This is a genomic window from Sphingomonas humi (genome assembly GCF_039536725.1).
GTDB lineage: Bacteria > Pseudomonadota > Alphaproteobacteria > Sphingomonadales > Sphingomonadaceae > Sphingomicrobium > Sphingomicrobium humi.
The window spans coordinates 1,140,522-1,162,386 of sequence record NZ_BAAAZD010000001.1 but is presented as its reverse complement, the minus strand read 5'-3'; the positions used below and the strand labels follow the sequence as shown (position 1 = coordinate 1,162,386).

The window sequence follows — 21,865 nt, the reverse complement described above, 5'->3', positions numbered from 1 at the left end:
CGGGGAGGAGCAAGCGCCTAACGCGCCCACTCCACCTTGTCGCCCGCCTTGATGCCAAGCGCGGCGGTCCGTCCTCCCGCCAGTTCGAGCACTGCGCCGACCGGCTCGAGCGAGGGCACCGGCTCGAGGCTGAGGGGCACCGTATTCTCGGCGATGTTGACGATCGTGCCGTCCGGGCGAACGAAGATGATGTCGAGCGGGATGAGCGTGTTCTTCATCCAGAAGCTCGCCATCCGCGGCGGCTCGTGCGGGAAGATCATGCCATTGTCGGGGCCAAGCGTCGGGCGATTCATCAGCCCGGTTTCCTGCTCCTGCTCGGTGCGGGCGACCTCGACCGTGAAGTTGTGGACCTTGCCGGCGGCGGTTCGGATGGTCAGCGGCACCTGTTCGAGCCCGGCGGCGGAGCGTTCAAGCTTGGGGCTCGATCCCGCGCCCGGCTGGCAGGCGGCGGCGGTCAGCGCGAGCGGCAGTGCCGCCAGCAGCATCAGCCGGTTCAGTCCACGCGGAGGTCGACCGCGGTCAGCCCCTTGCGACCCTCGGCGATCCGCGCCGCCAGCCGGTCCCCCGGCTGCAATTCGTGCAGGGCCGCGCGGCGCACGGTCTCCATGTGCAGGAAGATGTCCTGTTCGGGCCTGTCCGGCCGATTGACGAACCCATAGCCCTTGACGCGATTGAACCACTTGACCTCCACCGGCTCGAACGGCCCAGCGCCGTCCAGCAGCGCCATGCGGTTGGAACGTTCCTCGGCCGAGACGGACAAGCTGCGCGCAGCGACTGCCTGGCTGAGGTCGATCTCCACCACGCGGATCGCCTGCAGGCCGCGATCCTGCCGCACCACGTCGCAAGTCACAACCGCTCCTTCGGGCAAGGAACGCCGACCGTGGTCACGAAGCACGGAAAAATGCACCAGAATGTCGCCGTCGATGGCGTCGCTGATCAGGAAACCGAAGCCGCGAGTCGCGTCGAACCACTTGATTCGGCCATTGACGCGTTGTCCCGTGCTGCTGTCGAGCGAGCCTTCGTCGCTGCTGTCGACTGGTCGTGCGGGGTCGGCCGGCACCGTGTCCAGCTTCCCTTCGTCCATGGACGTCGACGCATACTCACGTTGCACGTTGCTACCTATAGCATCGATCGCACCATACCGGAAGGTTACACTACAACAACGATTGCGCTCAGCCATCGGCGTCGATGCCGTCGAAACTGCCGGGCGCGGCGGCGACGATCCGGCGGGCTAGATCCATCGGATGGCCAGCCCGCAACATCGCGGCGAGGGCCTTCTGCCGCGCACTCATGTCACCCTGCACCGCGGCATAGGGGCCGATCCGCTTTCGCTCGGCAAAGCGCAGCGCCGCCGCGACCTGCTGCCCCTCGGCGAGGTCGAGCGCGTCGCTGCCATCCTCGGGCGCGATCCCGCTGGCGGCGAGCGCCATCCGGACCCGCCCCTTGCCATAGCCCCGGCGGGTAAGGCTGGCCGCCTTCATTCCGGCGAACGCGGCGTCATCGACGAAGCCGAGGCCCACGACCTTCTCGACCACCGCCGCGACTTCGGGCTCGCCGGCATCGTCCCAGCCGCGTTCGCGCAGCTTGCGCTTCAGGTAGGTGGAGAGCTTGGCCCGGCTGGTCGCGAACCGCGCGACATAGCCGAAGGCGAGTTCCTGCAGCGCGGCCTGGTTCAGCGGGCGTGACCGCCGCTCCCTTCGCCCGCCGTCGCCGCCCTGATCCACTTGCCCCCGCCCTTGCACCGCAATGCGGCCTTCTTTGTGCCACAGTCGGCGACGAACAACCACAAGCGCAAAGTGGCGTTCGTGGTTAATCGCCGCGGCCGTCCCGACCAGCTGATCATACAGGACACAAAAGCGTGCCGGACGCCATCACCCAGACCCAGACCCTGGCACCGCCGGGTGCGACCGCGACGCTCGATGCGCACCCTCGCCGCCTGGCGGACTTCAGCACGCTTGGCGAAGCGATGGATTATGCCGCCAAGGGCGTGCGCGGCCTCAATTTCCACGATCCGCGCGGCACGCTGACGCTGGCGCACACGTACGCCGACCTGCGCGTCGCCGCGCTCGACCATGCCCGCCGGTTCCTGGCGATGGGTCTTGCCAAGGGTGAGCGCGTCGCGCTGGTCGCCGAGACCGGGCCCGAATTCGCGGCCGGTTTCTTTGGCGCGGTCTATGCCGGCCTGTGGCCCGTGCCGCTGCCGCTTCCGACCAGCTTCGGCGGGCGCGAAGCCTATATCGAACAGCTGGTCGTCATGCTGACCAGTTCCGATCCGGCGCTGTTCCTGTTCCCGACCGAGCTTGCCGATTTCTGCGTCGAGGCCGGCGCCCGCCGCCACGTCAAGGCAATGAACTGGGACGAGCTTGCCGCGCAGGGCTTCGATGCCGGCGCGGCGCTTCCCGACGCCTCGCCGGACGACATCGCCTATCTTCAGTACAGCAGCGGCTCGACCCGCTTCCCGCACGGCGTCGCGGTCACCCACCGCGCCCTCCTCGACAATTTGCGCGCGCACAGCCTTGGCCTGCAGGTCAAGGACAGCGACCGCTGCATCAGTTGGCTGCCCTGGTACCATGACATGGGCCTAGTCGGCTGCTTCCTCTCGCCGCTCGCGAACCAGATCAGCGTCGACTATATGAAGACGGAGGATTTCGCCCGCCGTCCGCTCGCCTGGCTCGACCTCATCAGCCGCAATCCGGGCACCACCCTCTCCTATTCGCCGACCTTCGGCTACGATATCTGCGCCCGCCGCATGAGCTCGCAGATCAAGGCCGGAGAGCGGTTCGACCTGTCGCGCTGGCGGATCGCCGGCAACGGCGCGGACATGATCCGCCCCGACGTCATGCAGGCCTTCGTCGACGCCTTTGCCGATGCGGGCTTCCAGGCCAGCGCCTTCTGCCCGTCCTACGGTCTTGCCGAAGCGACGCTGGCGGTCAGCCTGATGCCGCCGGGCGAAGGCATCCGCCTCGAACTGGTCGAGGAAAGCCAGCTGTCCGGCGCTGCCGCCGAAGACGGCGAGGACCGGCCCAAGCGCTACCGTGCCATCGTCAACTGCGGCCGCGCGGTGGAAGGCATGGAGATCGAGATCCGCGGTGCGGACGGCGAGATCCTTCCCGACCGGGAAATCGGCAAGGTCTGGGTTCGCGGCTCGAGCGTGATGGTCGGCTATTATCGCGACCAGGAATCGACCGACGCCTGCATGGTGGGCGGCTGGCTCGACACCGGCGACATGGGTTATCTTTCGGGCGGTTACATCTTCATCGTCGGCCGCGCCAAGGACATGATCATCATCAACGGCCGCAATCACTGGCCGCAGGACATCGAATGGGCGGTCGAGCAGCTTCCGGGCTTCAAGTCGGGCGACATCGCGGCCTTCGCCATCACCGGCCCGTCGGGCGAGGAGCAGCCGGCCGTGCTGGTCCACTGCCGCGTCTCCGACCTCGAGGAGCGCAGCCGCCTGCGCGACGACATCAAGGAGCGCGTCCGCGCCATCATCGGGATGAGCCCGGTGGTCGAACTCATCCCGCCGCGCACCCTGCCGCGCACCAGCTCGGGCAAGCTGAGCCGGACCAAGGCGCGCAACCTGTACCTCTCGGGCGAGATCGTCCCGCTCCAGATCGCGGCCTGAGGCCAGCGGCCGGGAACGGCACCGCGTCGTAGCGGCACCGTTCGCTGTCGGATCTAGTCGCGCGTGACGATGTCGCTCAGCGGCGGCAGCGTCGTGAGCAGGTTTTCGAAATAAGCGTGCAGCATCGAACGGCCCTTGCCGCTCAGCTCCACCAGGAACTTGCGGCGGTCGTTCTCGCACTGCCGGCGCTCGATGAGCCGCTGGCTTTCCAGATAGTCGAGCCAGCGGATCGCGGTGGTGAGCGGCGTCCCGACGAATTCGGCCAGCCGCGTCACCGACATGCGTTCGCCGCCGTCGGCATAGACAAACAAGGTCAGCAGCATCTCCCACGCGGGTTCGCTGAACAGCACGGGGCCGAAGTGCTCCGCTCGCCGCCGCCGGCTCTGCAGGATCGAACGGGCCAGGCGCACCACACTGGCGGTCGGCGCGTCGGCCATGATCGTGTCGCCGCCCGCTGGCGCATTGTCGAGCAGCTTTGCAAGCATGGTGCGCGCAAGGGCCGCTTCCTCGGGTGACAAGGTCATCACGGCTTGCGTCAGTGGCTCCTCCGACGCGTACGTCGGTGGCTTATTGATAAAGCTCATGGTTCGCTTCCCTTACGTACGAGGGAGACCTTCCCCGCCTCCGTCCGCACGAATTCTATTATCCGTAAGAGATACTGTTTCATGCCGTCACGTCAAATCCGTCTCGGCAGCGTTAACTCCCGTCTCGGGAGTATTAAAACATTGATTTGGTTTCGTAATTGACGATTTTGAATGTCATGGACAAGGCTTCACCGACGCAGCTCACATGGCGCTCGCCGCGTCTTCGCAAGCTCCAACTGACAATCTCCGAGCTGTGCGGTTTGTTTCCTGACGCGGATCGCGACCTGCTCGATCGTGTCGCCGTGGACACGGTCGGACCGGCCCGCCGGCGCGCCGCGCGCTGACTTCCTGAACAGCCGCGGCAAGCGCCTTCTTGCCAGACGGCGATGCCGGGGCTAACCGGCCAAGCGGCCTAGGGGTATAGCTCAGTTGGTAGAGCATCGGTCTCCAAAACCGAGGGTCGTGGGTTCGAGTCCCTCTGCCCCTGCCAGGCCGTAAGAAGGCGACCATTAACGCCGGGAGCCGGTCGCGAAGCGGGCCGCACGGCCGGCCATCCTTTTGCGCAGCAGACAGGATCGACGCCGCGGACAACCCCGCGGCGGGCCGCTTGAAGGATGCGGCGCTCCACGCTACATGCGGCTTAATCGAGGTCCGGCGGGAAACCCCCGCGGACCTCGTTTTTCTATCACTTGAAGGGCAGGCACGTGGCCAAGACATCTCCCGGCGAATTCATCCGGCAGGTTCGCGTCGAAGCGGGCAAGGTCGTGTGGCCGACCGGCAAGGAGACCTGGGTGACCGCCGTCATGGTGTTCATCCTGACCTCGATCCTTGCCGTCTTCTTCTTCGCCGTGGACAGCGGGTTCGCCGCCATCGTCCAGTTCCTCCTCGGCCTTCTCGCTTAAGGGTTCCCCATGTCCCGCTGGTACATCATCCACGCCTATTCGGGCTTCGAGAACAAGGTCCGCGAGTCGATCCTGTCGGAAGCCAAGCGCCTTAACCTCGAGCCGTTGGTCGAGGCGGTCGAAGTCCCGACCGAAAAGGTCACCGAGATCCGCCGCGGCAAGAAGGTCACCTCCGACCGCAAGTTCTTCCCGGGCTACGTCCTCGCCAAGCTCGGCATGAACGACGACGTCTACCACCTCGTCAAGAACACCCCGAAGGTGACCGGCTTCCTCGGCCCCAACGGCAAGCCGCAGGCGATCAGCGAGGCCGAGGCCGCGCGCATCCTCAACACCAAGGAAGAGGCCGCCGCCGCCGCGCCCAAGGCCAAGATCAACGTCGATTATGAGATCGGCGACAGCGTCAAGGTGCTGGACGGCCCGTTCGCCAGCTTCAACGGCGTGGTCGAAGAACTCGATTTCGATCGCGGCCGGGTCAAGGTCGGCGTGTCGATCTTCGGTCGTGCGACCCCGGTCGAACTCGAATTCGAACAGGTCGAACTGGTCAAGTAAGCCGGGGTCTGCGGGTTCAGCCGCAGACGTCCGCGATCAGCCGCACCGTCTCGGCGGGCTCGTCCCACAAAGGGAAGTGCCCGCTGTGCTCGAACCAGTGCAGCTGCGCGGCGGGAAAGCGCTTCGCTGCCCGCTCCGCCTGCACGGGCAGGCACAAGCGGTCGTGCCGGCCCCACCCTATCGCCACCCGGCTCTTTGTCGCCGCAAGGCCCTGCTGGCCGGGGCCGTAGCCCAGGTCCCTGATCAGCGACGGCACCGTCGGCGTTTCGGCGAGTGCGCGCAGTTCCTTGGCGATGAAGGCACCATCGAGGGCCCACGGCCGGGCCGACAATTGCGCCAGCAGCAGTGACCGGCCCGCCGCATTCCTGGCCAGCGCCGGAAGTGCGGGCTTCAGTCCCTTCACCAGCCCGCGCGAAGCCGTCAGCGTCGCAACGGTGAATTTCCGCTCCCAGCCTTCCCAGAAGCCGCCGGGATCGAGCGCCACCACGTGACCCGCCAGCCCGCGCCGGGCAAGCTCGAGCACGAGCCTGGCGCCCATCGAACTTCCGACCATGTCGACCCCGGTCATGCCCGTCCTGTCGAGCCATTCGGCGACTGAGCGCACCAGGCCATCGAAGGTGCCGCTATCGGCCTCGGCGGGGCTGGCCCCGTGGCCGGGCAGGTCGATCGCCATAACTCGGCGCGCTTCCGCCAGCGGGCGCCGCACCGGCTCCCAGGCGTGCCCGCTGCTGCCAAGCCCATGCACCAGGAGCAATGGCTTGCCCCGCCCGTAGTCCGCTACCTTGATCATGCAACGAGAACGAGCCGAGGACAGGTCCGGGTCCGACCCGGAGCGGAAAGAGCCGGGAAGGTCTCCCCTCCCGGCTCCTGCCTGTTCACTTCTTCGCGGGATTTCTAGGCGAAGATCATGTCGTTGGTCGACACCCCGACGGTCCCGATCAGCGACAGGGCGATGTCGGGAGCGCCGCCATCGACGTTGATGTAGAGGACGGTCACCATCTGGTTGTAGGGGCTTGCACCATCGGTCCCGTCGATGTCGAAGCCGAGCGCGGTTTCCGCCGCCTTGACGCTGTCGAACAGACGAATGGTGATGTCCCCGGCGTGGGTGTTGTTGCCGATTGTGGTGACGTTGAGGCTCCCCAGCCGGAAGCTGCTGAGGTCGATCTTGTCGAGCCCGGCGGTGAAGTCGAGGAACGTGTCGGTCGAATAGCTGCCGGTCTTGCCCAGGACGCGCGTGCTGTTGAGGTCGGCGACGAACACGTCGGCGCCAGTGCCACCCCACACGAAGTCGCGGCCGTCGCCGCCGATCAGCCGGTCGTTGCCGGCCCCGCCGTACAGGCTATCGCTACCACCGCCGCCTTCGAGGCGGTCGTTGCCGTTGCCGCCCGACAAGACGTTGGCAAGCGCATTGCCGACGATGACGTTGTTGAGGTCGTTGCCCGTGCCGTTCGCGGCCGAACCGGTGAGCGTCAGGTTCTCGAGATTGGCGCCGAGCGTGTAGTTGATTGCGCTCCACACCGTGTCGGTGCCCTCGTTCGCCAGTTCGGTCACCGTGTCGCCCGCCGCATCGACGATGTAGCGATCATCGCCCACGCCGCCGAGCATGGCGTCGTTGCCGGTGCCGCCGTCGAGCAGGTCGTTGCCCGCGCCGCCCTCAAGCCGGTCGTCGCCCGCAGCACCGGTCAGCGTGTTGGCAAGCGCATTGCCGACGATCAGGTTGTTGAGCTCGTTGCCGGTGCCGCTCATGGCCGAGCCGGTCAGGGTGAGGTTCTCGACATTGGCGCCAAGCGTGTAGTCGATCGAGCTCAGCACCTTGTCGGTGCCCTCGCCGACGTTCTCGGTGACGATGTCGCCCGCCGCATCGACCATGAAGAGGTCGTCGCCGATCCCGCCCAGCATCTGGTCATCGCCGATGCCGCCGTCGAGCGTGTCGTTGCCCGCGCCGCCCGCCAGCAGGTCGTTGCCGGCATTGCCCTTGAGGACGTTGTCGACGCTGTTGCCGATGATGGTGTCGGCGCCCGAACCGCCGATCGCATTCTCGATGATCACGCCATAGGCGATGCCGACGTTGTCGGTCAGTCGTCCGACTTCGGCATTGGCCTTGAGCGCGGCCATGTTCGAATCGTAGATGGCCCGGGTGTAGCCGCTGTTGGAAATGCCGGCGGCCGTGCGATTGGCGAGCACCTGTTCATAGGACGGCGCGGTGTCGAAGGTGACGCCGCCAATGCTGCTGAGCGAACCCGGCGTCAGGTCGATCACCTGGCGCGTGGCATAGCCCGACGCGTCGATCGTGTCGTTTCCGCCCGCATCCCAGATTGCCATCACCGGCGCCGGGGTCTTGTTGAAATCGAACGAATCGCGGTCGGCGGTGCTGTTGAAGCCGTAGACCGTGTCGCCGGTCCGGGTCGTCATGTCCGCGCCGTACATCCGCTGGATGGCAAGGATGTCGTGGATCAGCGGGACGCCCGAATAGACGGTGCCCGAGATGTTGAAGTCGAAGTGGCGTGCACCGAGCGAGCTGGCGTTGAAATAGGACATGACGGTGTAGGCCCGCGTGTCCTGCGCATATTCGGCGTTGACGCCATAGGTGATCGAGACACCCGGCGCGGCATTGTAGGCGCCCGGGTGGCTGAGGCCGAGCGCGTGGCCGGCTTCATGGACCAGGGTCTGGAGGCCGTAGCCGCCTTCGTCGAGCTGGAAGTTGCTCGCCTGGCTGCGCGAGACCCACACGTCGCCGCCGATTTCGCGGACCTGACCACCGAGCGTCTGGTCGAGCGACAGGGTCGGAAGGCGGGCGTAGGCCTGCGTATCGGGCGCGCTGGCGAGGTTGGCGAAGTTGATGTCGGCATCGTCCGCGCTGGCTTCGCGGAAGGTGACACCGGCGACGTCGTCCCACGACTGCATCGCTTCACGGGTGGCGGCGCGCTGCGGGTCGGTGAACGCGGCGAAGTTGAACGCCTCGGCAAGGCCGTACAGCGTCGGCTGACCCTGCGCGTTGTTCGCGGTGTAGGTGTAGCCGTTGTTGTAGACTTGGCTCAGCGTGTTGAAGAAGCCGAAGGTGATGACCTTGTTGTCGTCGCCGATATTGTTCTGGCGCCCTTCAAGGCCACTGTCGTTGGTGCCGTCGACGAAACCGCCGCCGGTGCGGTTCAGATAGGCCGCGACCTGCGATGCGGAAAAGATCGGCTTGCCGCTGAGCGTGCCACCCGCCTGCGAATCGATCGAGGCGTCGATCCCCGGAACCACGTCATTCTGTTCCGCCAGCGGTAGTCCCGCGCAGGCCGAGCAGGCGCAACCAATATTACTGGCATCATGCAAGATCACTTCAGTCACCAAACTGCCTCCCCATTCGGACCAAGCGCAAGGAACCACGGTCGAGCGAAAGGCCCGTCCCGCCATTGAGCGCCGACGAAAATTGAAAAGAATCAAGGGCTTCGATTGAGCCGACGATCAGCGTATGAAAGCTCTCGGCAGTCGTCAACGGGCTTAATAAATTATTCATAATCTGCGGCAAAGCCGTCCCACAAGGAGACGCATTGATGAACATGATCGCGCTCGTATTGGCGGCCTCCACCGCCACGACCCTGTCCGCCTGCGCCGCTAAGGAGGCGGACGAGCGCGCGCCGCAGCCCGCTCCGGCGCGGCCCGCGGCGACGGGCCCCGGAACCGTCATCGTGCCCTCCCCGGTCCAGCCCCCGGCCGAAGTCCAGCCCCCGCACAAGGATCCGGGTGACCGCGTGAACCCGGGTCCGCTTCCGAAGCCCGTACCCGTTCCCCCGCCACCGGCCTCGCCTCGGCCCTGACCCGACCATCCGGGCGGCCTTGGCGACCGCGGCGGCCCTTTCCCCCGCGCGCCAATGCTGCTAGGGGCGCCCCCTTCCAGCAACACTGGAGCCACCGCGGGAGCTTCGGACCTCAGGTCCGGGGCGCTTGTACCGCTAAACTGAAACCAGGTCCGCCCAGGCGGATCTGAGCCAAGAGAGTGACATGGCCAAGAAAATTACCGGCTATATCAAGCTGCAGGTGCCCGCCGGCGCCGCCAATCCGTCCCCGCCGATCGGCCCTGCGCTGGGTCAGCGCGGCGTCAATATCATGGAATTCTGCAAGGCGTTCAACGCGTCGACGCAAGAAATGGAAAAGGGCATGCCGATCCCGACGGTGATCACCGTCTATGCGGATCGCAGCTTCTCCTTCGCCACCAAGACCCCGCCCGCCAGCTTCCTGATCAAGAAGGCCGCCGGCCTCAAGTCGGGCTCGAAGGAGCCGGGCAAGGTTTCCGCGGGCAAGATCAAGCGCAGCCAGCTGAGCGAGATCGCGGAAGCGAAGATGAAGGACTTGAACGCCAACGACATCGAGGCCGCGACCAAGATCATCGAAGGCAGCGCCCGCGCGATGGGCCTCGAAGTGGTGGAGGGTTAAGACCATGGCCAAGCTGACCAAGAAGCAGAAGAGCCACGCCGACCAGGTCGACCGCGAGAAGCTGTACGGCGTCGACGAGGCGATCAGCCTCGCCAAGACGCTCGCCACCGCCAAGTTCGACGAATCGATCGAAGTCGCGCTCAACCTCGGCGTCGATCCGCGTCACGCCGACCAGATGGTCCGCGGCGTCGTCAACCTGCCCAAGGGCACCGGCAAGAGCGTCCGCGTCGCCGTGTTCGCCAAGGGCGCCAAGGCTGACGAAGCCACCGCGGCCGGTGCCGATCGCGTCGGCGCCGACGACCTGATGGAAGAAATGCAGGCCGGCAAGCTCGATTATGACCGCGTCATCGCGACGCCGGACATGATGGGCGTCGTCGGTCGCCTCGGTAAGGTGCTCGGTCCCAAGGGCCTGATGCCGAACCCGAAGCTCGGCACCGTCACGATGGACGTCACCAAGGCGGTCACCGACGCCAAGGCCGGCCAGATCGAGTTCCGCGTCGAAAAGGCCGGCATCATCCACGCCGGCATCGGCAAGGCGAGCTTCGCCGCCGAGGACCTGCGCGCCAATTATGACGCGTTCGTCGACGCCATCACCAAGGCCAAGCCGGCCGGTGCCAAGGGCAAGTACCTGAAGAAGGCAGCGATCAGCTCCTCGATGGGCCCGGGCATCAAGGTCCAGCTCGAAGAGGGCGTGGCGTAAGCCTCACCACCTTTATGTGACCAGCGAGGGCCGCGGCGGAAACGTCGCGGCCCTTTCTCGTTGGGCTCGTCAAAGGAGCTTCCACCATGATCAACGATCCCCGCGACCCCCTCGACCAGTCCACCGACGCCGCCACCGAGGCCGAGCTCGACGCCGAGGAGACCGAATTCAGCAACGACCACCCCCTCGCCTCGCCCAACGAACTCGCCGGGGACGCGCAGAGCGGGATCGAGATGGAATTCCTCGCCCGTGACATCGCCGATGCCGAAGGCGCGGCGAGCGGCGCTGCGCTGGAAGAGGAAGTCGATACGCTGCCGCTCGAAGGCGAATAGATCCGTTTGTCCCGAGCGACGTCGAGGGACCCATGCCTCGACGACGCTCGGCACAAGCGGAATAAGGCGTTAGGGCGGCGCCATGTCCGCCCCGGCCCCTTTTGATGCGATCATCCTCGGTGCCGGCGGCGCCGGGCTGATGTGCGCCGCGGTCGCCGCCCAGCGCGGCCGCAAGGTGCTGGTCATCGACCACGCCCCCGATCCTGGCCGCAAGATCCTTATTTCCGGCGGCGGGCGCTGCAACTTCACCAATCTCGGCGCCGCGCCCGACCGCTACCTCAGCGCCAACCCCCACTTCGCCCGCTCGGCGCTTGCCCGCTACACGGCGCAGGATTTCCTCGAACTCGTCGGCAAGCACCGCATCGCCTGGCACGAAAAGACTCTTGGCCAGCTGTTCTGCGACGGATCGGCACAGCAGATCGTACGGATGCTGTTGGACGAGGCCGCGGCCGCGACCATCCGCTGCGACACGCCGGTCCGCGACGTAAGCCACAACGGCACGCGCTTCCGTGTCGTCGCCGGCGACCGGGAAGTCGAAGCACCGTCGCTGGTCATCGCGACCGGCGGCCCTTCCATCCCCAAGCTCGGTGCGACCGGTTTCGCCTATGAACTTGCCAAGCGCTTCGGCCTCAGGCTGGTCGAACCCCGCCCCGCGCTCGTACCCCTGACGCTCGGCGGCGAGGAAGCCCTGTTCCGCGAGCTGTCGGGCGTCGCCACCCCGGTCGAAGCCCGCTGCGGCGGCGCAGCGTTCCGCGAGGCTGCCTTGTTCACCCACAAGGGTATGAGCGGGCCGGCGATCCTGCAGGTGTCGAGCTACTGGCGGCACGGCCAGGCGGTCGCGATCGACTTCCTGCCGCAGGCTGCGTCCGGCTGGCTGCGCGAAACCAAGCGCCAGCGCCCGCGTGCCCGCCTCCCTGCCGTGCTCGGCGAGCAACTGCCCGGCCGCCTCGCCGACACGCTGGCCGAGCGCCTGGGGATCGCAAGCGAACTCGGCAACGCGCCCGACAAGGCGCTCGAGGCGGCAGAGCGCCGCCTGTCCGACTGGCGGTTCGAACCCAATGGCACCGAAGGTTTTGCCAAGGCGGAGGTGACCGTCGGCGGGATCAGCACAGCTGATCTCTCCCAGCAGACGATGGAAGCGCGCAAGGTCCCGGGCCTGTTTGTCATCGGCGAGGCGGTGGACGTGACCGGCTGGCTTGGCGGCTATAACTTCCAGTGGGCATGGGCTTCGGGCGTCGCGGCGGGCCAGGCGCTCTGACGCTTGCGGCGAACCGAGCGCCAAGTCCTTTCCCCGGGCGTTTCCTCAGCAGACTGGCCACACCGGCCATAGGAGGAACGACCATGGACACCAACCAGACAGCCAACACCGGCACCCGCAACGTCACCTATGACCTGACGGCCGTGCTCTACCATGCGCTTCAGGGCGTCGAGAATTGCCAGATCTACGCCGACGACGCGCAGGGCAAGGAAGAGCATCGCCAGTTCTTCCAGCAGGCGATGCAGGCCCAGAAGCAGCTCGCCGAGCAGGCGAAGCAGCTGCTGCACGACTGCCTGATGAAGGAGATTCAAGGCGGCTCGCAGCAGGGCATGGTGACCAGCGCGATGGGCCGGCAGGGCATGAGCGCTGGTACGGGCGACATCGCCTCGACCCAGACCCACAGCTTCGAGGAAGCCCGCGATGACGGCAGCGCCTTCCGCTTCGCCAGCGGCCAGACGCCGGGCGGGTCCGACCAGTTCGACGGTGCCGGCGAACAGGACCAGCAGAGCGATGGCCTGCGCCCGGTAGCGGTCGGCGAGGAACAGCGCCGCGGTGACATGACGACCGGCGGCGGTGAAGACAGCCGCTTCTAATCAAAGCAGAATCGAGCGGCGGAAGGGAGTGCGAAAGCCCTCTTTTCCGCCGTTCGCCGACCCGTCGTCCAGCGCACGCAGTCTGCCGCTGCATCGATTGCCGGCGACGCGAAGTCGAAGCGGGCGCGCCTTGCCCGCCCTCCTCACCTAATCCCCCAATCGGCCCCGCGAGATGGTTCGCGCCGGGCTGATCCAAGGGGATTGAAGATGACCAGTAGACTGCGCAGTAGCGGCATCGCCGCCTTATCGTTCACCTTGTCGGCAAGCGTCCTTGCCCTCACCCTCGCGCCCGCCATGGCGCATGCCGCCACGACCACCCGCGACCCGGTCGAGGTGACCGTGACGGGCGAACGCCAGTTGATGACCGCCCGCATCGCCACCAACGACCTCAACCTCGCCAGCGCCGCGGGCATGAAGCGCCTGAACAATCGCATCCTCGGTGCGATCGGCCAGGTCTGCCGTGACGACGTCAATGGCTCCACCACTGCCGAGCGCGTCTGCCGCTACGAAGCCCGCGTTTCTGCTGATCGCCAGGTTGCGGCCCTGCGCAGCGAGGCGCTTGCGCTGGCCAGCGGCAGCAGCGGGAGCACGTCCTCGCCGGACATCGTCGTTGCTGCGCGCTGACCGGAGCGACGGGACGGCGGAAGGGGGCCGCCGTCCCGCCATTCGATGCTTGACCTGTTGGACTTCTTGCGCTCTTCATAAGGGATGATCCGTTTCGCCGCCCTGACTGTCGCCGCTGCCAATTGGTGGCGCTCCAGCGTTTCAGGCGGCGTGCCGACCGAGCGCTAGGGCAAGCACCGCCCAGCGTCCTCAGGCCCGCCCTTACCGGCGGGTTTTTTATTGTCTCCTGCCGGCTCACCTTCACCCGACAGGATTTGCCATGATCATCGTACTGAAGCCCGAAGCTCCCGCCGGCTCCGCCGAGCGCCTCCTCAAGAAGATCGAGGATGCCGGGCTGAAACCGCTCCACATGCCGGGGGCCGAGCGGGTCGTGCTCGGCGCGCTCGGCGACGAGCGCGTACTTGCCGAACTGGCGCTCGACAGCGACCCGATGGTCGAGAGCGTGAAGCCCATCCTCGCCCCCTACAAGCTGGTCAGCCGGGAACTGCAGGCGCACGACACACTGGTCGACGTCGGCGGGGTCACCATCGGGGGCGACCGGCTGGCGGTCGTTGCGGGCCCCTGCGCGGTGGAAAGCGCCGAGCAGCTGCACGAGACCGCGTCGGCGGTGAAAGCGGCAGGCGCGACCCTGCTGCGTGCCGGCGCGTACAAGCCGCGCACCAGCCCCTACGGCTTTTCGGGTCACGGTCCAGAAGGCCTCAAGATCCTGCGTGAAGTGGGCGACGACCTTGGCCTACCGATCGTCACCGAGGTGATGGACACCGCCGACGTCGCCCGCGTGGCGGAAGCCGCCGACTGCCTCCAGATCGGTGCGCGCAACATGCAGAATTTCGCGCTTCTGCGCGCGGTCGGCGCGGCGGGCCGGCCGGTGCTGCTGAAGCGCGGTCTGTCGGCGACCATCCAGGAATGGCTGCTCGCCGCCGAATATCTGATGGCCGCCGGCAATCCCAACGTCATCCTGTGCGAGCGCGGGATCCGTACCTTCGAACCCGCGACGCGCAACACGCTCGACCTCAACGCCGTGCCCTACGTCAAGGGCAAGACCCACCTGCCGGTCGTGGTCGATCCCAGCCACGGCACCGGCATCCGCGACCTCGTCCCGCCGATGAGCCTGGCGGCGGTGGCGGCGGGGGCCGACGGACTGATGATCGAGGTCCATCGCGATCCCGCCACGGCTTGGTCGGACGGCGCCCAGTCGCTCTACCCCGCGCAGTTCGAGCAGCTGATGGGTGCGATCGGCGCCGTGGCCGCAGCGGTCGGTCGCCAGCTGTGAAGGTCGAAGCCCGGGTCCTTGCCCGGCGCCTGCCGGCCGGGCTCGACGCGCTCGCCGCCTATCGTGCGCTCGGCAATGCCCGCGAGGGGACCGGATTGTTCGAGGCACCCGACGGGCAACGGCTCGCCATGGGCCGCGCCTGCGTCCGGGCCGAGGGGCGCGGCGGCACGGTCGAGCTCGAGGCCCTCAACCCCAATGGCGAAGCGCTTCTGGCCGTGCTCGAATCGCCCGCCATGGCGCAGCGGAGCGCCGGCCGCCTGCTCCTCGATTTCGCCGAGCCGAGCAGCGAGGATGCGTCCGAGCGCCTGCTCGGGCCCCAGCCGCTCCATGCCCTGCGCGTTCTGCTCGACGCCGCCGCCGCCCCGCGCGGGGAGCCGTTCGGCGCGCTGTTGCTCGGGGTGGCAGGCTTCGATCTCGCCGCCTGGGGCGAAGCCATGCCCGCCGCGGCCGAGGCGGACTTTCCCGACTTCGTCTTCTTCGTACCCGATACGCTGCTGACGATCGCGCCCGGCGGCGCCGCACGTCTGCTGTGCACCGCCTTCGGCCCCGACGAGCGGCACGTGAACGACGCCGCCCGGCGGCTGGAGGAAGGGCTGGCAGCGCTCTCCAGCCCCGCGCCGCTCGACGCTCCCCCCGGCGCGCAAGACAGGAGCGCAGCGAAGTGGAAAGGACCGGCCGCGTTCGAGCCCGACCTGTCCGACGCCGATTTCGTCGCCCTCGTCGCCCGCCTCAAGGAAGAGATCGCGGCCGGCGAGGTCTACCAGATCGTGCCGAGCCGCACGTTTAGCGGCCCCTGCCCCGACCCCCTTTCCGCCTACGCCCGGCTGCGCCAGGCCGAACCGTCGAGCTACCGCTTCTTCCTCGCCGACCGCGACTGGACGTTGCTGGGCGCCAGCCCGGAGACCAGTGTCCGCCTGTCCGCCGGAGGACCGGGCGGCCGGACCGTCGAGGTGAAGCCGATCGCCGGCACCCGTCCCCGCGGAAGCAGCCCGGACGCCGACGACCGCCTGGAGGGCGAGATGCGGCTCGACGGCAAGGAGCTGGCCGAGCACATGATGCTGGTCGACCTTGCCCGGAACGACGTGGCCCGCGTGTCGCTGTCCGGCACCCGGCGGGTGGCGAAGCTGCTTACCGTGGAGCGTTTCGCCCGCGTGATGCACCTCGTCTCGTCGGTCACCGGCACGCTTCGCCCTGGCCTCGACGCCTTCGATGCGCTCGCCGCCTGCCTCAATGTCGGGACCTTGGTCGGCGCACCCAAGATCCGCGCCATGCAGCTCCTCCGCGCGGCTGAGGCGAGGCGCCGCGGTCCCTATGGCGGCGCGATCGGCTGGGTCGCCGGCAATGGCCAGATGGACACCGCGGTCGTGATCCGCTCGGCGCTGGTCCGCGGCGGGATCGCAGAGGTGCGCTCGGGGGCCGGCGTGGTCCACGACAGCGTGCCGCAGGCCGAAGCCGACGAGACCCGCGCCAAGGCCTCCGCCCTTTTGGGAGTACTGGGCGCATGAAGCCCGTCCTCCTCATCGACAATCTCGACAGCTTCACCTTCAACCTGGTCGAGAGCCTCGAACGGATCGGGGCCGAGGTGCATGTCCGCCGCAACAGCATCGCCGCACCGGCCGCGCTGGCCGAGGCCGAGGCGCTCGGCGCAATCATCATGATCTCGCCGGGGCCCGGCAATCCTCAGGGAAGCGGCTGCTGCCTCGACCTCATCGCCCTCGCCAGGGGGCGTGTCCCAGTGATCGGGGTATGTCTCGGGCACCAGGCGATTGTCGAGCAGGCGGGCGGCACCGTCACCCGCGCGCCCGAGCCGGTGCACGGCAAGTCGATGCTGCTGGAGCATGACGGCGGCGGCCCCTTCGCCGGCCTGCCGAGCCCGGTTCGCGTCGCCCGCTACCACAGCCTCTGCACCCGCGACCTGCCCCCGCGGTTTACGATTCATGCGGAGACGCAGGGCATGGCGATGGCGTTCAGCGACCACGAAGCGCTTCAGGCCGGGCTCCAATTCCACCCGGAAAGCATCCTCACCACGCATGGCGACACCATGCTGGTGAACCTGATTGAGATGTTCGGCTGACCTCTCCGCTTCTGCACCTCCCCTTGATCGCGCGGCACAATCTGCTATTGGCCCGCCCGTCCCCGGTTCGCCGGGGCGCCGTCCGAGACAGTTGGTGCCTTCACTTGGAGGCTTAATTTCCAGCCGAGACGGGGAAGAGAGTTTCTCGCGGCATCCTTGCCCGCGTTGTCGTGCGATAGAGTCGCACGCGCCTCCCAACCCCACGGACATGAGCCCCCGCGTCGCCATTCGGCTGCGCGGGTCATGAAGCCGGTCGCCGGTTCCTTCGGGTTCCAGCGGCCATTTGTTTGGAGTTGGCATGGATCGCAACGAAAAGGCTGATCTGGTTGCCGAACTGAAGCAGGTCTTTGACCAGACCAGCGTGGTGGTTGTCACCCGCAATCTCGGTCTGACGGTGGCGCAGTCCACCGATCTTCGCCTGCGGATGCGCGACGCCGGAGCCCAGTTCAAGGTTGCGAAGAACCGCCTCGCCCTCATCGCGCTCGATGGCACCCGCTATCAGCCGCTTGGCGAGCTGCTCAAGGGCCCGACGGCCCTTGCCACGTCCATCGATCCGGTCGCTGCCGCCAAGGTTGCGATCGACTTCGCCAAGACCACCGACAAGTTCGAGGTCCTGGGCGGAGCGATGGGCGACACCGTCCTCGACCTCGCAGGGGTCACGGCGCTGGCCGAGCTTCCGAGCCTCGATCAGCTTCGCGCGACCCTTATCGGTCTGGTGCAGGCCCCGGCGACCAAGATCGCCCGGACCGTCGCCGAGCCCGGTGCGATGCTGGCGCGGGTGTTCGGTGCATATGCGGCGCAGGACGCGGCATAGGTTCTTCGTTTCTTTTATCGATTTCGCACGACAAATCAGGGGCCGATGAGCCCCGCACAGGAGTAAGAAATGGCTGACATCAATAACCTCGTCGACCAGCTGTCGGCGCTCACCGTTCTCGAAGCCGCCGAGCTCGCCAAGGCGCTCGAAGAGAAGTGGGGCGTTTCGGCCGCCGCTGCCGTCGCCGCTCCGGCTGCCGCCGCTGCTGCCGGCCCGGCCGCTGAAGAGAAGACCGAATTCGACGTGATCCTCACCGGCGACGGTGGCAAGAAGATCAACGTCATCAAGGAAGTCCGCGCCATCACCGGCCTGGGCCTCGGCGAAGCCAAGGCGCTGGTCGAAGGCGCTCCGAAGGCCCTCAAGGAAGGCGTCAACAAGGACGAAGCCGAGAAGATCAAGAAGCAGATCGAGGAAGCCGGCGGCACCGTCGAGCTCAAGTAAGCTTCTGGCCCCCGCTTCGGCGGGGATCGGCAAGAGTTTGCAGGTGTCTTGAAGCGCCTGCGGACGGAAGGGGCGGCCTCGCAAGAGGTCGCCCCTTCTTGCGTCAGGCGAGCGTGTCCGGTCGCCTGGTCCAGCCCCGCCACGTCGGGCCTGCGCGCACCGCGACCACCATCGCGCTTCCGATCAGCGTCGCCATCAACCCGACCAGCAGACTGTCGAACAGCATGATGAGGCCCACGACCGGCAACGGCTGGCCCATCGCGACAAGGTGATTGCCCGTGTGGAGCGCCTGGGCGGGCACGAAAGCGACGGCCATCAGCAGCACCAGCAACGCCGAGGTCGGCAGGAAGCGCCAGAATGCGCCGGGCAGGTCGATCGCCTCTTCGCCCGCGACGAGCGCGACCACATACAGCGTCAGGCCCGCCTGCAGAAAGGCCGAGAGCGCGCCGAACGCCATTGCTGCGCCCACTGTATCGCCCGCGAGCTTGAGCGCTTCGTCCACCAGAACGGTGCCCCCGCCCGCGACGACGATCCGCGCGAGGTCGGCGAGCGGCATCCGGAACATCCCTCGCCATCCGCCCTTCGCCAGGAAACGCACGGTGAGCAGAATGCCGAGCCACAGTCCGGCGATCTTTCCGTACGCGAAGAACCAGCGGGTCGGGTCCATCGCCAGCGCCCGGAACGCTTGCCGGCTTTCGAACATCCCGAGCTTCATCTCCGCCGCATGCTGGAGAAGCTCGGGAAGCACGGTGACCGCGACGATTGCGGGCGCGACCCAGAACATCCTGCCACCGAGGCGATAGGTCGCAAGAATGGCGCGTGCGATCCCTCCGACGGCCGAAGCCACTGCGCCTGGGCGCTTTGGCGCCGCAGCGGTCAGGTCGATGGCCTGCTCCATCACTCGTCTCCTTCGTCGTCGGCGCCGGCTTCCCAGCGCAGGATGTCGCCCGGCTGGCAGCCGAGTTCGCGGCAGATGGCCGACAGGGTCGAGAAGCGGATCGCTTTCGCCTTGCCGGTCTTCAGCACGTTGAGATTGGGCGCGGTTATGCCGATGCGCTGGGCAAGCTCCGCCTGGGTCATGCGCTTCCCTGCCAGCAGCGCGTCGAGGTCGATCCGGATCGGCATCAGATGGTCAGTTCGGCATCGTCGCGCAGGCGGGCGCCTTCGCGGAACACCCGGGCCAGCACGAACACCAGCAGGACGGCGACCCAGCCGGTGATTCCGGGCGACCAGCCTGACGTCCGCTCGCCGGCAAGGGTGTCGAATTCGGTCGCCGCCCAGCCGAACAGAAGGTCGCAGACCTGGATCGCGAGCAAGCACCAGGCGACGGTCTGCAGACGCGCCGCATTGGCCGGAACGAACGGATCGCCCGCCTCCACCGTGCCAAGCATGGCAAGGAGGTTGCGGAATAGCAGGTGCGCGGCGATCATCACCGGGGCGACCACCGCCAGAACCACGCGCGCCCAGAACAGCAGTGAACCGACATCCCGGCCAGCGAACGCCCGCGTGATCGTCGACGCGAACCTTGGTGCGTCAGCGAATGACCACAGTAGCAGGAGAAGAAGCACCCCTCCGACAAACAGGTTGAGCACCAGAAGCGCCCTCAGCACCCACCGGGCAACACTCAGCATCGACACGACTCCTTACCGAATGTCGGTAAGTTGCCTTATCGTTTTACAATAAGCAAGCGCTCAATTGGTGCGCACGAAAACCGACGCATTCTTGTCCTCGGCGAACAGCCGCCAGCCGGGCTCGCTCCTGAGCTTGGGCAGCAGGCCGTCATCATATTCCAGCACCGCCCAGCGGATGCCGTAGCGCTTCACGTCCTCGCGAAACTTGACGATGTCGCCGCGGTTGATCGCGCGCTGGCGGAAGGTGAAATCGTCGCCGTACATGTCGGCGCGGCCGTCGACGTAGGGCCGGATGCCGAGCATCACCAGCGGACCGCCCTGGCTATATTCGTTGTACACCGGCTGGCGGCGGATCTCCGCCGGCACCTTGGCCAGCAGGCTCAGCGGATAGCTGCTGTGTTCCTTGAACTGGTAGGGAACGGCAAAACGGACCGCGATCAGCAGGGCGACGGCCGGCCAGAACCAGCGGGCACGCGGCACGTCGATCCGTCCCGCCGCCGGGTTGAGATAGGGCAGCACCACCAGCAGCCCGACGATCGCGAACAGCATCTGGTGACGGGCATGGGCGATCGCCATCGCCGACAGGCCAATGAGCAGCAGCAGCCGCAGCGGCGGGATCGACCGCCACCGCCGCACCAGCAGTACCGCAAGCCCGGCGAGGCAGATGTAGAAGAGGAAGTCGATGTCAGGCGTGGACCGCCGCCACTCGCGGATAACCGACAGCGACTTCATCCCGCTGACCTGGAAGGGATAAAGGAAGTCGCTCGCGCTGAAGGGCGTGACGAACACTGCGGCGGCAAGCGCAGCGAAGCCGAAGGCGGCCCAGCGCCCGAGCAGGCGGTGGTCCCGCGGGTTTTCGATCAGGCTTTCGAGCGCGAACAGGCCGGCAAGGCCGAAGCCGAACATGTAGCTGGCGTGGAGGTTGGCCCACACCACCATCAGCAGCGCCGCGGCGACCGGCGGCGCGCTGCGCTGTTCGCGGGCGCGCAGCAGGATCACCGTCCAGGCGGCAAGCAGGGTCCAGGCCAGCACGTGCGGGCGGGCCAGCGCGAACGGGAAGAGGATCCCCGCCGCAAGCCCGACCGCGGTGATCGCCCAGCGCGCCGGCAGGTGGCGGAAGGCTTCGCGCGAAAGCAGCCAAAAGGTGGTCGCGTAGGACAGCGCGAACAGCGCCGCCAGCCCGCCCCAGCCGCGCAGGGAATGGGCGCCGACCATGACGACTTCGGCCAGCCATTCGTGGGCGGTCCACGCCTTGCCGGGCATGGTGTGGCTGAAGGGATCGGTGGTCGGGACCGCGCCGTGCGCGACGATCCACTTGCCCGCCCCGAGGTGCCAGCCGGTATCGCCGTCGAGGAAGATCTGCGCCAGGAAGGCGATCATGAACGCGAACAGGAGCGGCAGAGCCGCCTGCAGCGCGGAAGCGTAGGCGTCGAGCCCGTCGGGCGCGAAGTGATCGGCCTCTTCGGTCCCAGGCTGCGCGGCCGGGCGCACCCGCTGCCACCAGCCTCCTGCCGTCGCACTCGTCATCCGCTCGTCGTCCCCTCTGCCGCGCATGGAAGTGCACGGCTTTCGGAGGGACGCTAGCGGGAGAGCGTCACAGGATGGTTAACGAGGCTCCGGCTGGCCGCGATCGGCGGCGCTTGGCTCGTTTTCGAAGGTGGCGGCCTTCCCGCCGATGGCCAGCGCATTTTGCGGGTCGACGCCGTTGTCGACCGCATTCTCGACCGCGGCGGCGGCGGCGGGATCCATCTGGCTGGTGGCGTTCCGGATGTTCTTGTCGGGATCGTTCGTGCCCGAACCGCAGGCGGCCAGCAGGACAAAGGCGGGCGAGACGAGCAGCAAGCGCATGGGAACCCTTCGGATGACTGCGGGCCCATGCACAATGTTCGTGCCTCCCTTTTGGTTGCCTTCCCCCTTGCCTGATGCGCCCAGAAAGCTATATGCGCTTCCTATCCGACAAACATACCGGCTCCGCCGCATGGGTTTCCTATGCGCCAGGGGCCTTTCCTGCCCTCTCCGGGACAGGGTCCGAACAGCGCGCGGGCC

The 21,865-nt window shown here is 67.2% G+C and carries 27 protein-coding genes and 1 tRNA gene; 16 read left to right on the top strand and 12 right to left on the bottom strand.

The window, feature by feature from the left end:
* Positions 1 to 17 precede the first annotated feature (17 nt).
* From ABD729_RS05780 to ABD729_RS05770, 3 genes are all read right to left on the bottom strand, one after another.
* Entirely contained in the window at positions 18 to 485 is a 468-nt protein-coding gene (locus ABD729_RS05780) for a DUF192 domain-containing protein (RefSeq protein WP_344709211.1), read from the bottom strand.
* 8 nt (positions 486 to 493) lie between these two features.
* Positions 494 to 1,084, bottom strand: a complete 591-nt coding sequence (locus ABD729_RS05775; protein WP_344709210.1) for a cold-shock protein — start codon at positions 1,082 to 1,084, stop codon at positions 494 to 496.
* Between the two features lie 88 nt (positions 1,085 to 1,172).
* Positions 1,173 to 1,724 carry a regulatory protein RecX gene (locus tag ABD729_RS05770; protein ID WP_344709209.1) on the bottom strand — a complete coding sequence of 184 codons (552 nt, stop codon included), beginning with the start codon at positions 1,722 to 1,724 and terminating at the stop codon, positions 1,173 to 1,175.
* Between the two features lie 134 nt (positions 1,725 to 1,858).
* Between ABD729_RS05770 and ABD729_RS05765 the strand changes: the two genes are divergently transcribed.
* Entirely contained in the window at positions 1,859 to 3,625 is a 1,767-nt protein-coding gene (locus ABD729_RS05765) for a fatty acyl-AMP ligase (protein ID WP_344709208.1), read from the top strand.
* A gap of 53 nt (positions 3,626 to 3,678) precedes the next feature.
* Here ABD729_RS05765 and ABD729_RS05760 read toward each other — a convergent pair whose 3' ends face one another.
* Positions 3,679 to 4,209, bottom strand: coding sequence for a MarR family transcriptional regulator (locus tag ABD729_RS05760; RefSeq protein WP_344709207.1), 531 nt, complete (start codon positions 4,207 to 4,209; stop codon positions 3,679 to 3,681).
* A gap of 176 nt (positions 4,210 to 4,385) precedes the next feature.
* Between ABD729_RS05760 and ABD729_RS05755 the strand changes: the two genes are divergently transcribed.
* The 4 genes from ABD729_RS05755 to nusG all read left to right on the top strand — a co-directional run bounded on the left by ABD729_RS05755 (position 4,386) and on the right by nusG (position 5,660).
* Positions 4,386 to 4,553 carry a hypothetical protein gene (locus ABD729_RS05755; protein ID WP_344709206.1) on the top strand — a complete coding sequence of 56 codons (168 nt, stop codon included), beginning with the start codon at positions 4,386 to 4,388 and terminating at the stop codon, positions 4,551 to 4,553.
* 70 nt (positions 4,554 to 4,623) lie between these two features.
* Positions 4,624 to 4,699 (top strand) — tRNA-Trp (locus ABD729_RS05750).
* A 214-nt stretch (positions 4,700 to 4,913) separates the two neighbouring features.
* A complete protein-coding gene (secE, locus tag ABD729_RS05745; protein ID WP_344709205.1) occupies positions 4,914 to 5,111 on the top strand; it encodes a preprotein translocase subunit SecE in 198 nt (65 codons plus the stop codon).
* 9 nt (positions 5,112 to 5,120) lie between these two features.
* A complete protein-coding gene (nusG, locus tag ABD729_RS05740; RefSeq protein WP_344709204.1) occupies positions 5,121 to 5,660 on the top strand; it encodes a transcription termination/antitermination protein NusG in 540 nt (179 codons plus the stop codon).
* A gap of 16 nt (positions 5,661 to 5,676) precedes the next feature.
* On the opposite strand, the gene ABD729_RS05735 is transcribed toward nusG, so the two are convergent.
* The 3 genes from ABD729_RS05735 to ABD729_RS05725 form a co-directional block, all read right to left on the bottom strand.
* Positions 5,677 to 6,450: an alpha/beta fold hydrolase gene (locus ABD729_RS05735; RefSeq protein WP_344709203.1), complete on the bottom strand. Its 774-nt coding sequence runs from the start codon at positions 6,448 to 6,450 to the stop codon at positions 5,677 to 5,679.
* A gap of 104 nt (positions 6,451 to 6,554) precedes the next feature.
* On the bottom strand, positions 6,555 to 8,993 hold the full coding sequence (locus tag ABD729_RS05730) for a M10 family metallopeptidase C-terminal domain-containing protein (protein ID WP_344709202.1): 2,439 nt from the start codon (positions 8,991 to 8,993) through the stop codon (positions 6,555 to 6,557).
* The gene (locus ABD729_RS05725) at positions 8,986 to 9,333 is read right to left on the bottom strand and encodes a hypothetical protein (RefSeq protein WP_344709201.1); all 348 of its coding nucleotides are present in this window, start codon (positions 9,331 to 9,333) and stop codon (positions 8,986 to 8,988) included. Before ABD729_RS05725 ends, ABD729_RS05730 begins: the two co-directional genes overlap by 8 nt.
* Before the next feature lie 314 nt (positions 9,334 to 9,647).
* On the opposite strand from ABD729_RS05725, the gene rplK reads away from it, so the two are divergent.
* From rplK to rplL, 11 genes are all read left to right on the top strand, one after another.
* On the top strand, positions 9,648 to 10,079 hold the full coding sequence (gene rplK, locus ABD729_RS05720; protein ID WP_338502930.1) for a 50S ribosomal protein L11: 432 nt from the start codon (positions 9,648 to 9,650) through the stop codon (positions 10,077 to 10,079).
* Between the two features lie 4 nt (positions 10,080 to 10,083).
* Positions 10,084 to 10,779, top strand: a complete 696-nt coding sequence (rplA, locus tag ABD729_RS05715; protein ID WP_344709200.1) for a 50S ribosomal protein L1 — start codon at positions 10,084 to 10,086, stop codon at positions 10,777 to 10,779.
* An 86-nt stretch (positions 10,780 to 10,865) separates the two neighbouring features.
* The gene (locus ABD729_RS05710; RefSeq protein WP_344709199.1) at positions 10,866 to 11,111 is read left to right on the top strand and encodes a hypothetical protein; all 246 of its coding nucleotides are present in this window, start codon (positions 10,866 to 10,868) and stop codon (positions 11,109 to 11,111) included.
* A gap of 82 nt (positions 11,112 to 11,193) precedes the next feature.
* Positions 11,194 to 12,369 (top strand): BaiN/RdsA family NAD(P)/FAD-dependent oxidoreductase, encoded by a 1,176-nt coding sequence (locus ABD729_RS05705; protein WP_344709198.1) that lies wholly within the window; start codon positions 11,194 to 11,196, stop codon positions 12,367 to 12,369.
* A gap of 83 nt (positions 12,370 to 12,452) precedes the next feature.
* Positions 12,453 to 12,962: a hypothetical protein gene (locus ABD729_RS05700; protein ID WP_344709197.1), complete on the top strand. Its 510-nt coding sequence runs from the start codon at positions 12,453 to 12,455 to the stop codon at positions 12,960 to 12,962.
* A gap of 207 nt (positions 12,963 to 13,169) precedes the next feature.
* A complete protein-coding gene (locus tag ABD729_RS05695; protein WP_344709196.1) occupies positions 13,170 to 13,586 on the top strand; it encodes a UrcA family protein in 417 nt (138 codons plus the stop codon).
* A 259-nt stretch (positions 13,587 to 13,845) separates the two neighbouring features.
* Positions 13,846 to 14,859, top strand: coding sequence for a 3-deoxy-7-phosphoheptulonate synthase (gene aroF / locus ABD729_RS05690; RefSeq protein WP_344709195.1), 1,014 nt, complete (start codon positions 13,846 to 13,848; stop codon positions 14,857 to 14,859).
* On the top strand, positions 14,856 to 16,364 hold the full coding sequence (locus ABD729_RS05685) for an anthranilate synthase component 1 (protein WP_344709194.1): 1,509 nt from the start codon (positions 14,856 to 14,858) through the stop codon (positions 16,362 to 16,364). The genes aroF and ABD729_RS05685 overlap by 4 nt, the downstream gene beginning before the upstream one ends.
* Entirely contained in the window at positions 16,361 to 16,933 is a 573-nt protein-coding gene (locus ABD729_RS05680; RefSeq protein ID WP_344709193.1) for an anthranilate synthase component II, read from the top strand. The genes ABD729_RS05685 and ABD729_RS05680 overlap by 4 nt, the downstream gene beginning before the upstream one ends.
* Before the next feature lie 298 nt (positions 16,934 to 17,231).
* On the top strand, positions 17,232 to 17,747 hold the full coding sequence (rplJ, locus tag ABD729_RS05675; protein WP_344709192.1) for a 50S ribosomal protein L10: 516 nt from the start codon (positions 17,232 to 17,234) through the stop codon (positions 17,745 to 17,747).
* 69 nt (positions 17,748 to 17,816) lie between these two features.
* Positions 17,817 to 18,188 carry a 50S ribosomal protein L7/L12 gene (gene rplL, locus ABD729_RS05670; RefSeq protein ID WP_344709191.1) on the top strand — a complete coding sequence of 124 codons (372 nt, stop codon included), beginning with the start codon at positions 17,817 to 17,819 and terminating at the stop codon, positions 18,186 to 18,188.
* Between the two features lie 103 nt (positions 18,189 to 18,291).
* Here rplL and ABD729_RS05665 read toward each other — a convergent pair whose 3' ends face one another.
* Genes ABD729_RS05665 through ABD729_RS05645 form a run of 5 tightly spaced genes read right to left on the bottom strand, consistent with a single transcriptional unit; the run spans position 18,292 to position 21,667 of the window.
* Positions 18,292 to 19,086 (bottom strand): hypothetical protein, encoded by a 795-nt coding sequence (locus ABD729_RS05665; protein ID WP_344709190.1) that lies wholly within the window; start codon positions 19,084 to 19,086, stop codon positions 18,292 to 18,294.
* Positions 19,086 to 19,313: a helix-turn-helix domain-containing protein gene (locus tag ABD729_RS05660; RefSeq protein ID WP_344709188.1), complete on the bottom strand. Its 228-nt coding sequence runs from the start codon at positions 19,311 to 19,313 to the stop codon at positions 19,086 to 19,088. Before ABD729_RS05660 ends, ABD729_RS05665 begins: the two co-directional genes overlap by 1 nt.
* Positions 19,313 to 19,819, bottom strand: a complete 507-nt coding sequence (locus ABD729_RS05655; RefSeq protein WP_344709187.1) for a DUF2975 domain-containing protein — start codon at positions 19,817 to 19,819, stop codon at positions 19,313 to 19,315. The genes ABD729_RS05660 and ABD729_RS05655 overlap by 1 nt, the downstream gene beginning before the upstream one ends.
* A gap of 60 nt (positions 19,820 to 19,879) precedes the next feature.
* Positions 19,880 to 21,373, bottom strand: coding sequence for a hypothetical protein (locus tag ABD729_RS05650; RefSeq protein WP_344709186.1), 1,494 nt, complete (start codon positions 21,371 to 21,373; stop codon positions 19,880 to 19,882).
* Positions 21,374 to 21,424: 51 nt separating this feature from the next.
* Positions 21,425 to 21,667: a hypothetical protein gene (locus ABD729_RS05645; protein WP_344709185.1), complete on the bottom strand. Its 243-nt coding sequence runs from the start codon at positions 21,665 to 21,667 to the stop codon at positions 21,425 to 21,427.
* Positions 21,668 to 21,865 lie beyond the last annotated feature (198 nt).

Bases quoted from the DNA above. Each gene is read 5' to 3' on its own strand.
- ABD729_RS05780 (WP_344709211.1), bottom strand. From the start codon at position 485: ATGCTGCTGGCGGCACTGCCGCTCGCGCTGACCGCCGCCGCCTGCCAG.
- ABD729_RS05775 (WP_344709210.1), bottom strand. From the start codon at position 1,084: ATGGACGAAGGGAAGCTGGACACGGTGCCGGCCGACCCCGCACGACCA.
- ABD729_RS05760 (WP_344709207.1), bottom strand. From the start codon at position 4,209: ATGAGCTTTATCAATAAGCCACCGACGTACGCGTCGGAGGAGCCACTG.
- ABD729_RS05755 (WP_344709206.1), top strand. From the start codon at position 4,386: ATGGACAAGGCTTCACCGACGCAGCTCACATGGCGCTCGCCGCGTCTT.
- nusG (WP_344709204.1), top strand. From the start codon at position 5,121: ATGTCCCGCTGGTACATCATCCACGCCTATTCGGGCTTCGAGAACAAG.
- ABD729_RS05735 (WP_344709203.1), bottom strand. From the start codon at position 6,450: ATGATCAAGGTAGCGGACTACGGGCGGGGCAAGCCATTGCTCCTGGTG.
- ABD729_RS05725 (WP_344709201.1), bottom strand. From the start codon at position 9,333: ATGACGGTTCCGGGGCCCGTCGCCGCGGGCCGCGCCGGAGCGGGCTGC.
- rplK (WP_338502930.1), top strand. From the start codon at position 9,648: ATGGCCAAGAAAATTACCGGCTATATCAAGCTGCAGGTGCCCGCCGGC.
- rplA (WP_344709200.1), top strand. From the start codon at position 10,084: ATGGCCAAGCTGACCAAGAAGCAGAAGAGCCACGCCGACCAGGTCGAC.
- ABD729_RS05710 (WP_344709199.1), top strand. From the start codon at position 10,866: ATGATCAACGATCCCCGCGACCCCCTCGACCAGTCCACCGACGCCGCC.
- ABD729_RS05705 (WP_344709198.1), top strand. From the start codon at position 11,194: ATGTCCGCCCCGGCCCCTTTTGATGCGATCATCCTCGGTGCCGGCGGC.
- ABD729_RS05700 (WP_344709197.1), top strand. From the start codon at position 12,453: ATGGACACCAACCAGACAGCCAACACCGGCACCCGCAACGTCACCTAT.
- ABD729_RS05695 (WP_344709196.1), top strand. From the start codon at position 13,170: ATGACCAGTAGACTGCGCAGTAGCGGCATCGCCGCCTTATCGTTCACC.
- aroF (WP_344709195.1), top strand. From the start codon at position 13,846: ATGATCATCGTACTGAAGCCCGAAGCTCCCGCCGGCTCCGCCGAGCGC.
- ABD729_RS05680 (WP_344709193.1), top strand. From the start codon at position 16,361: ATGAAGCCCGTCCTCCTCATCGACAATCTCGACAGCTTCACCTTCAAC.
- rplJ (WP_344709192.1), top strand. From the start codon at position 17,232: ATGGATCGCAACGAAAAGGCTGATCTGGTTGCCGAACTGAAGCAGGTC.
- rplL (WP_344709191.1), top strand. From the start codon at position 17,817: ATGGCTGACATCAATAACCTCGTCGACCAGCTGTCGGCGCTCACCGTT.
- ABD729_RS05665 (WP_344709190.1), bottom strand. From the start codon at position 19,086: ATGGAGCAGGCCATCGACCTGACCGCTGCGGCGCCAAAGCGCCCAGGC.
- ABD729_RS05660 (WP_344709188.1), bottom strand. From the start codon at position 19,313: ATGCCGATCCGGATCGACCTCGACGCGCTGCTGGCAGGGAAGCGCATG.
- ABD729_RS05655 (WP_344709187.1), bottom strand. From the start codon at position 19,819: ATGCTGAGTGTTGCCCGGTGGGTGCTGAGGGCGCTTCTGGTGCTCAAC.
- ABD729_RS05650 (WP_344709186.1), bottom strand. From the start codon at position 21,373: ATGCGCGGCAGAGGGGACGACGAGCGGATGACGAGTGCGACGGCAGGA.
- ABD729_RS05645 (WP_344709185.1), bottom strand. From the start codon at position 21,667: ATGCGCTTGCTGCTCGTCTCGCCCGCCTTTGTCCTGCTGGCCGCCTGC.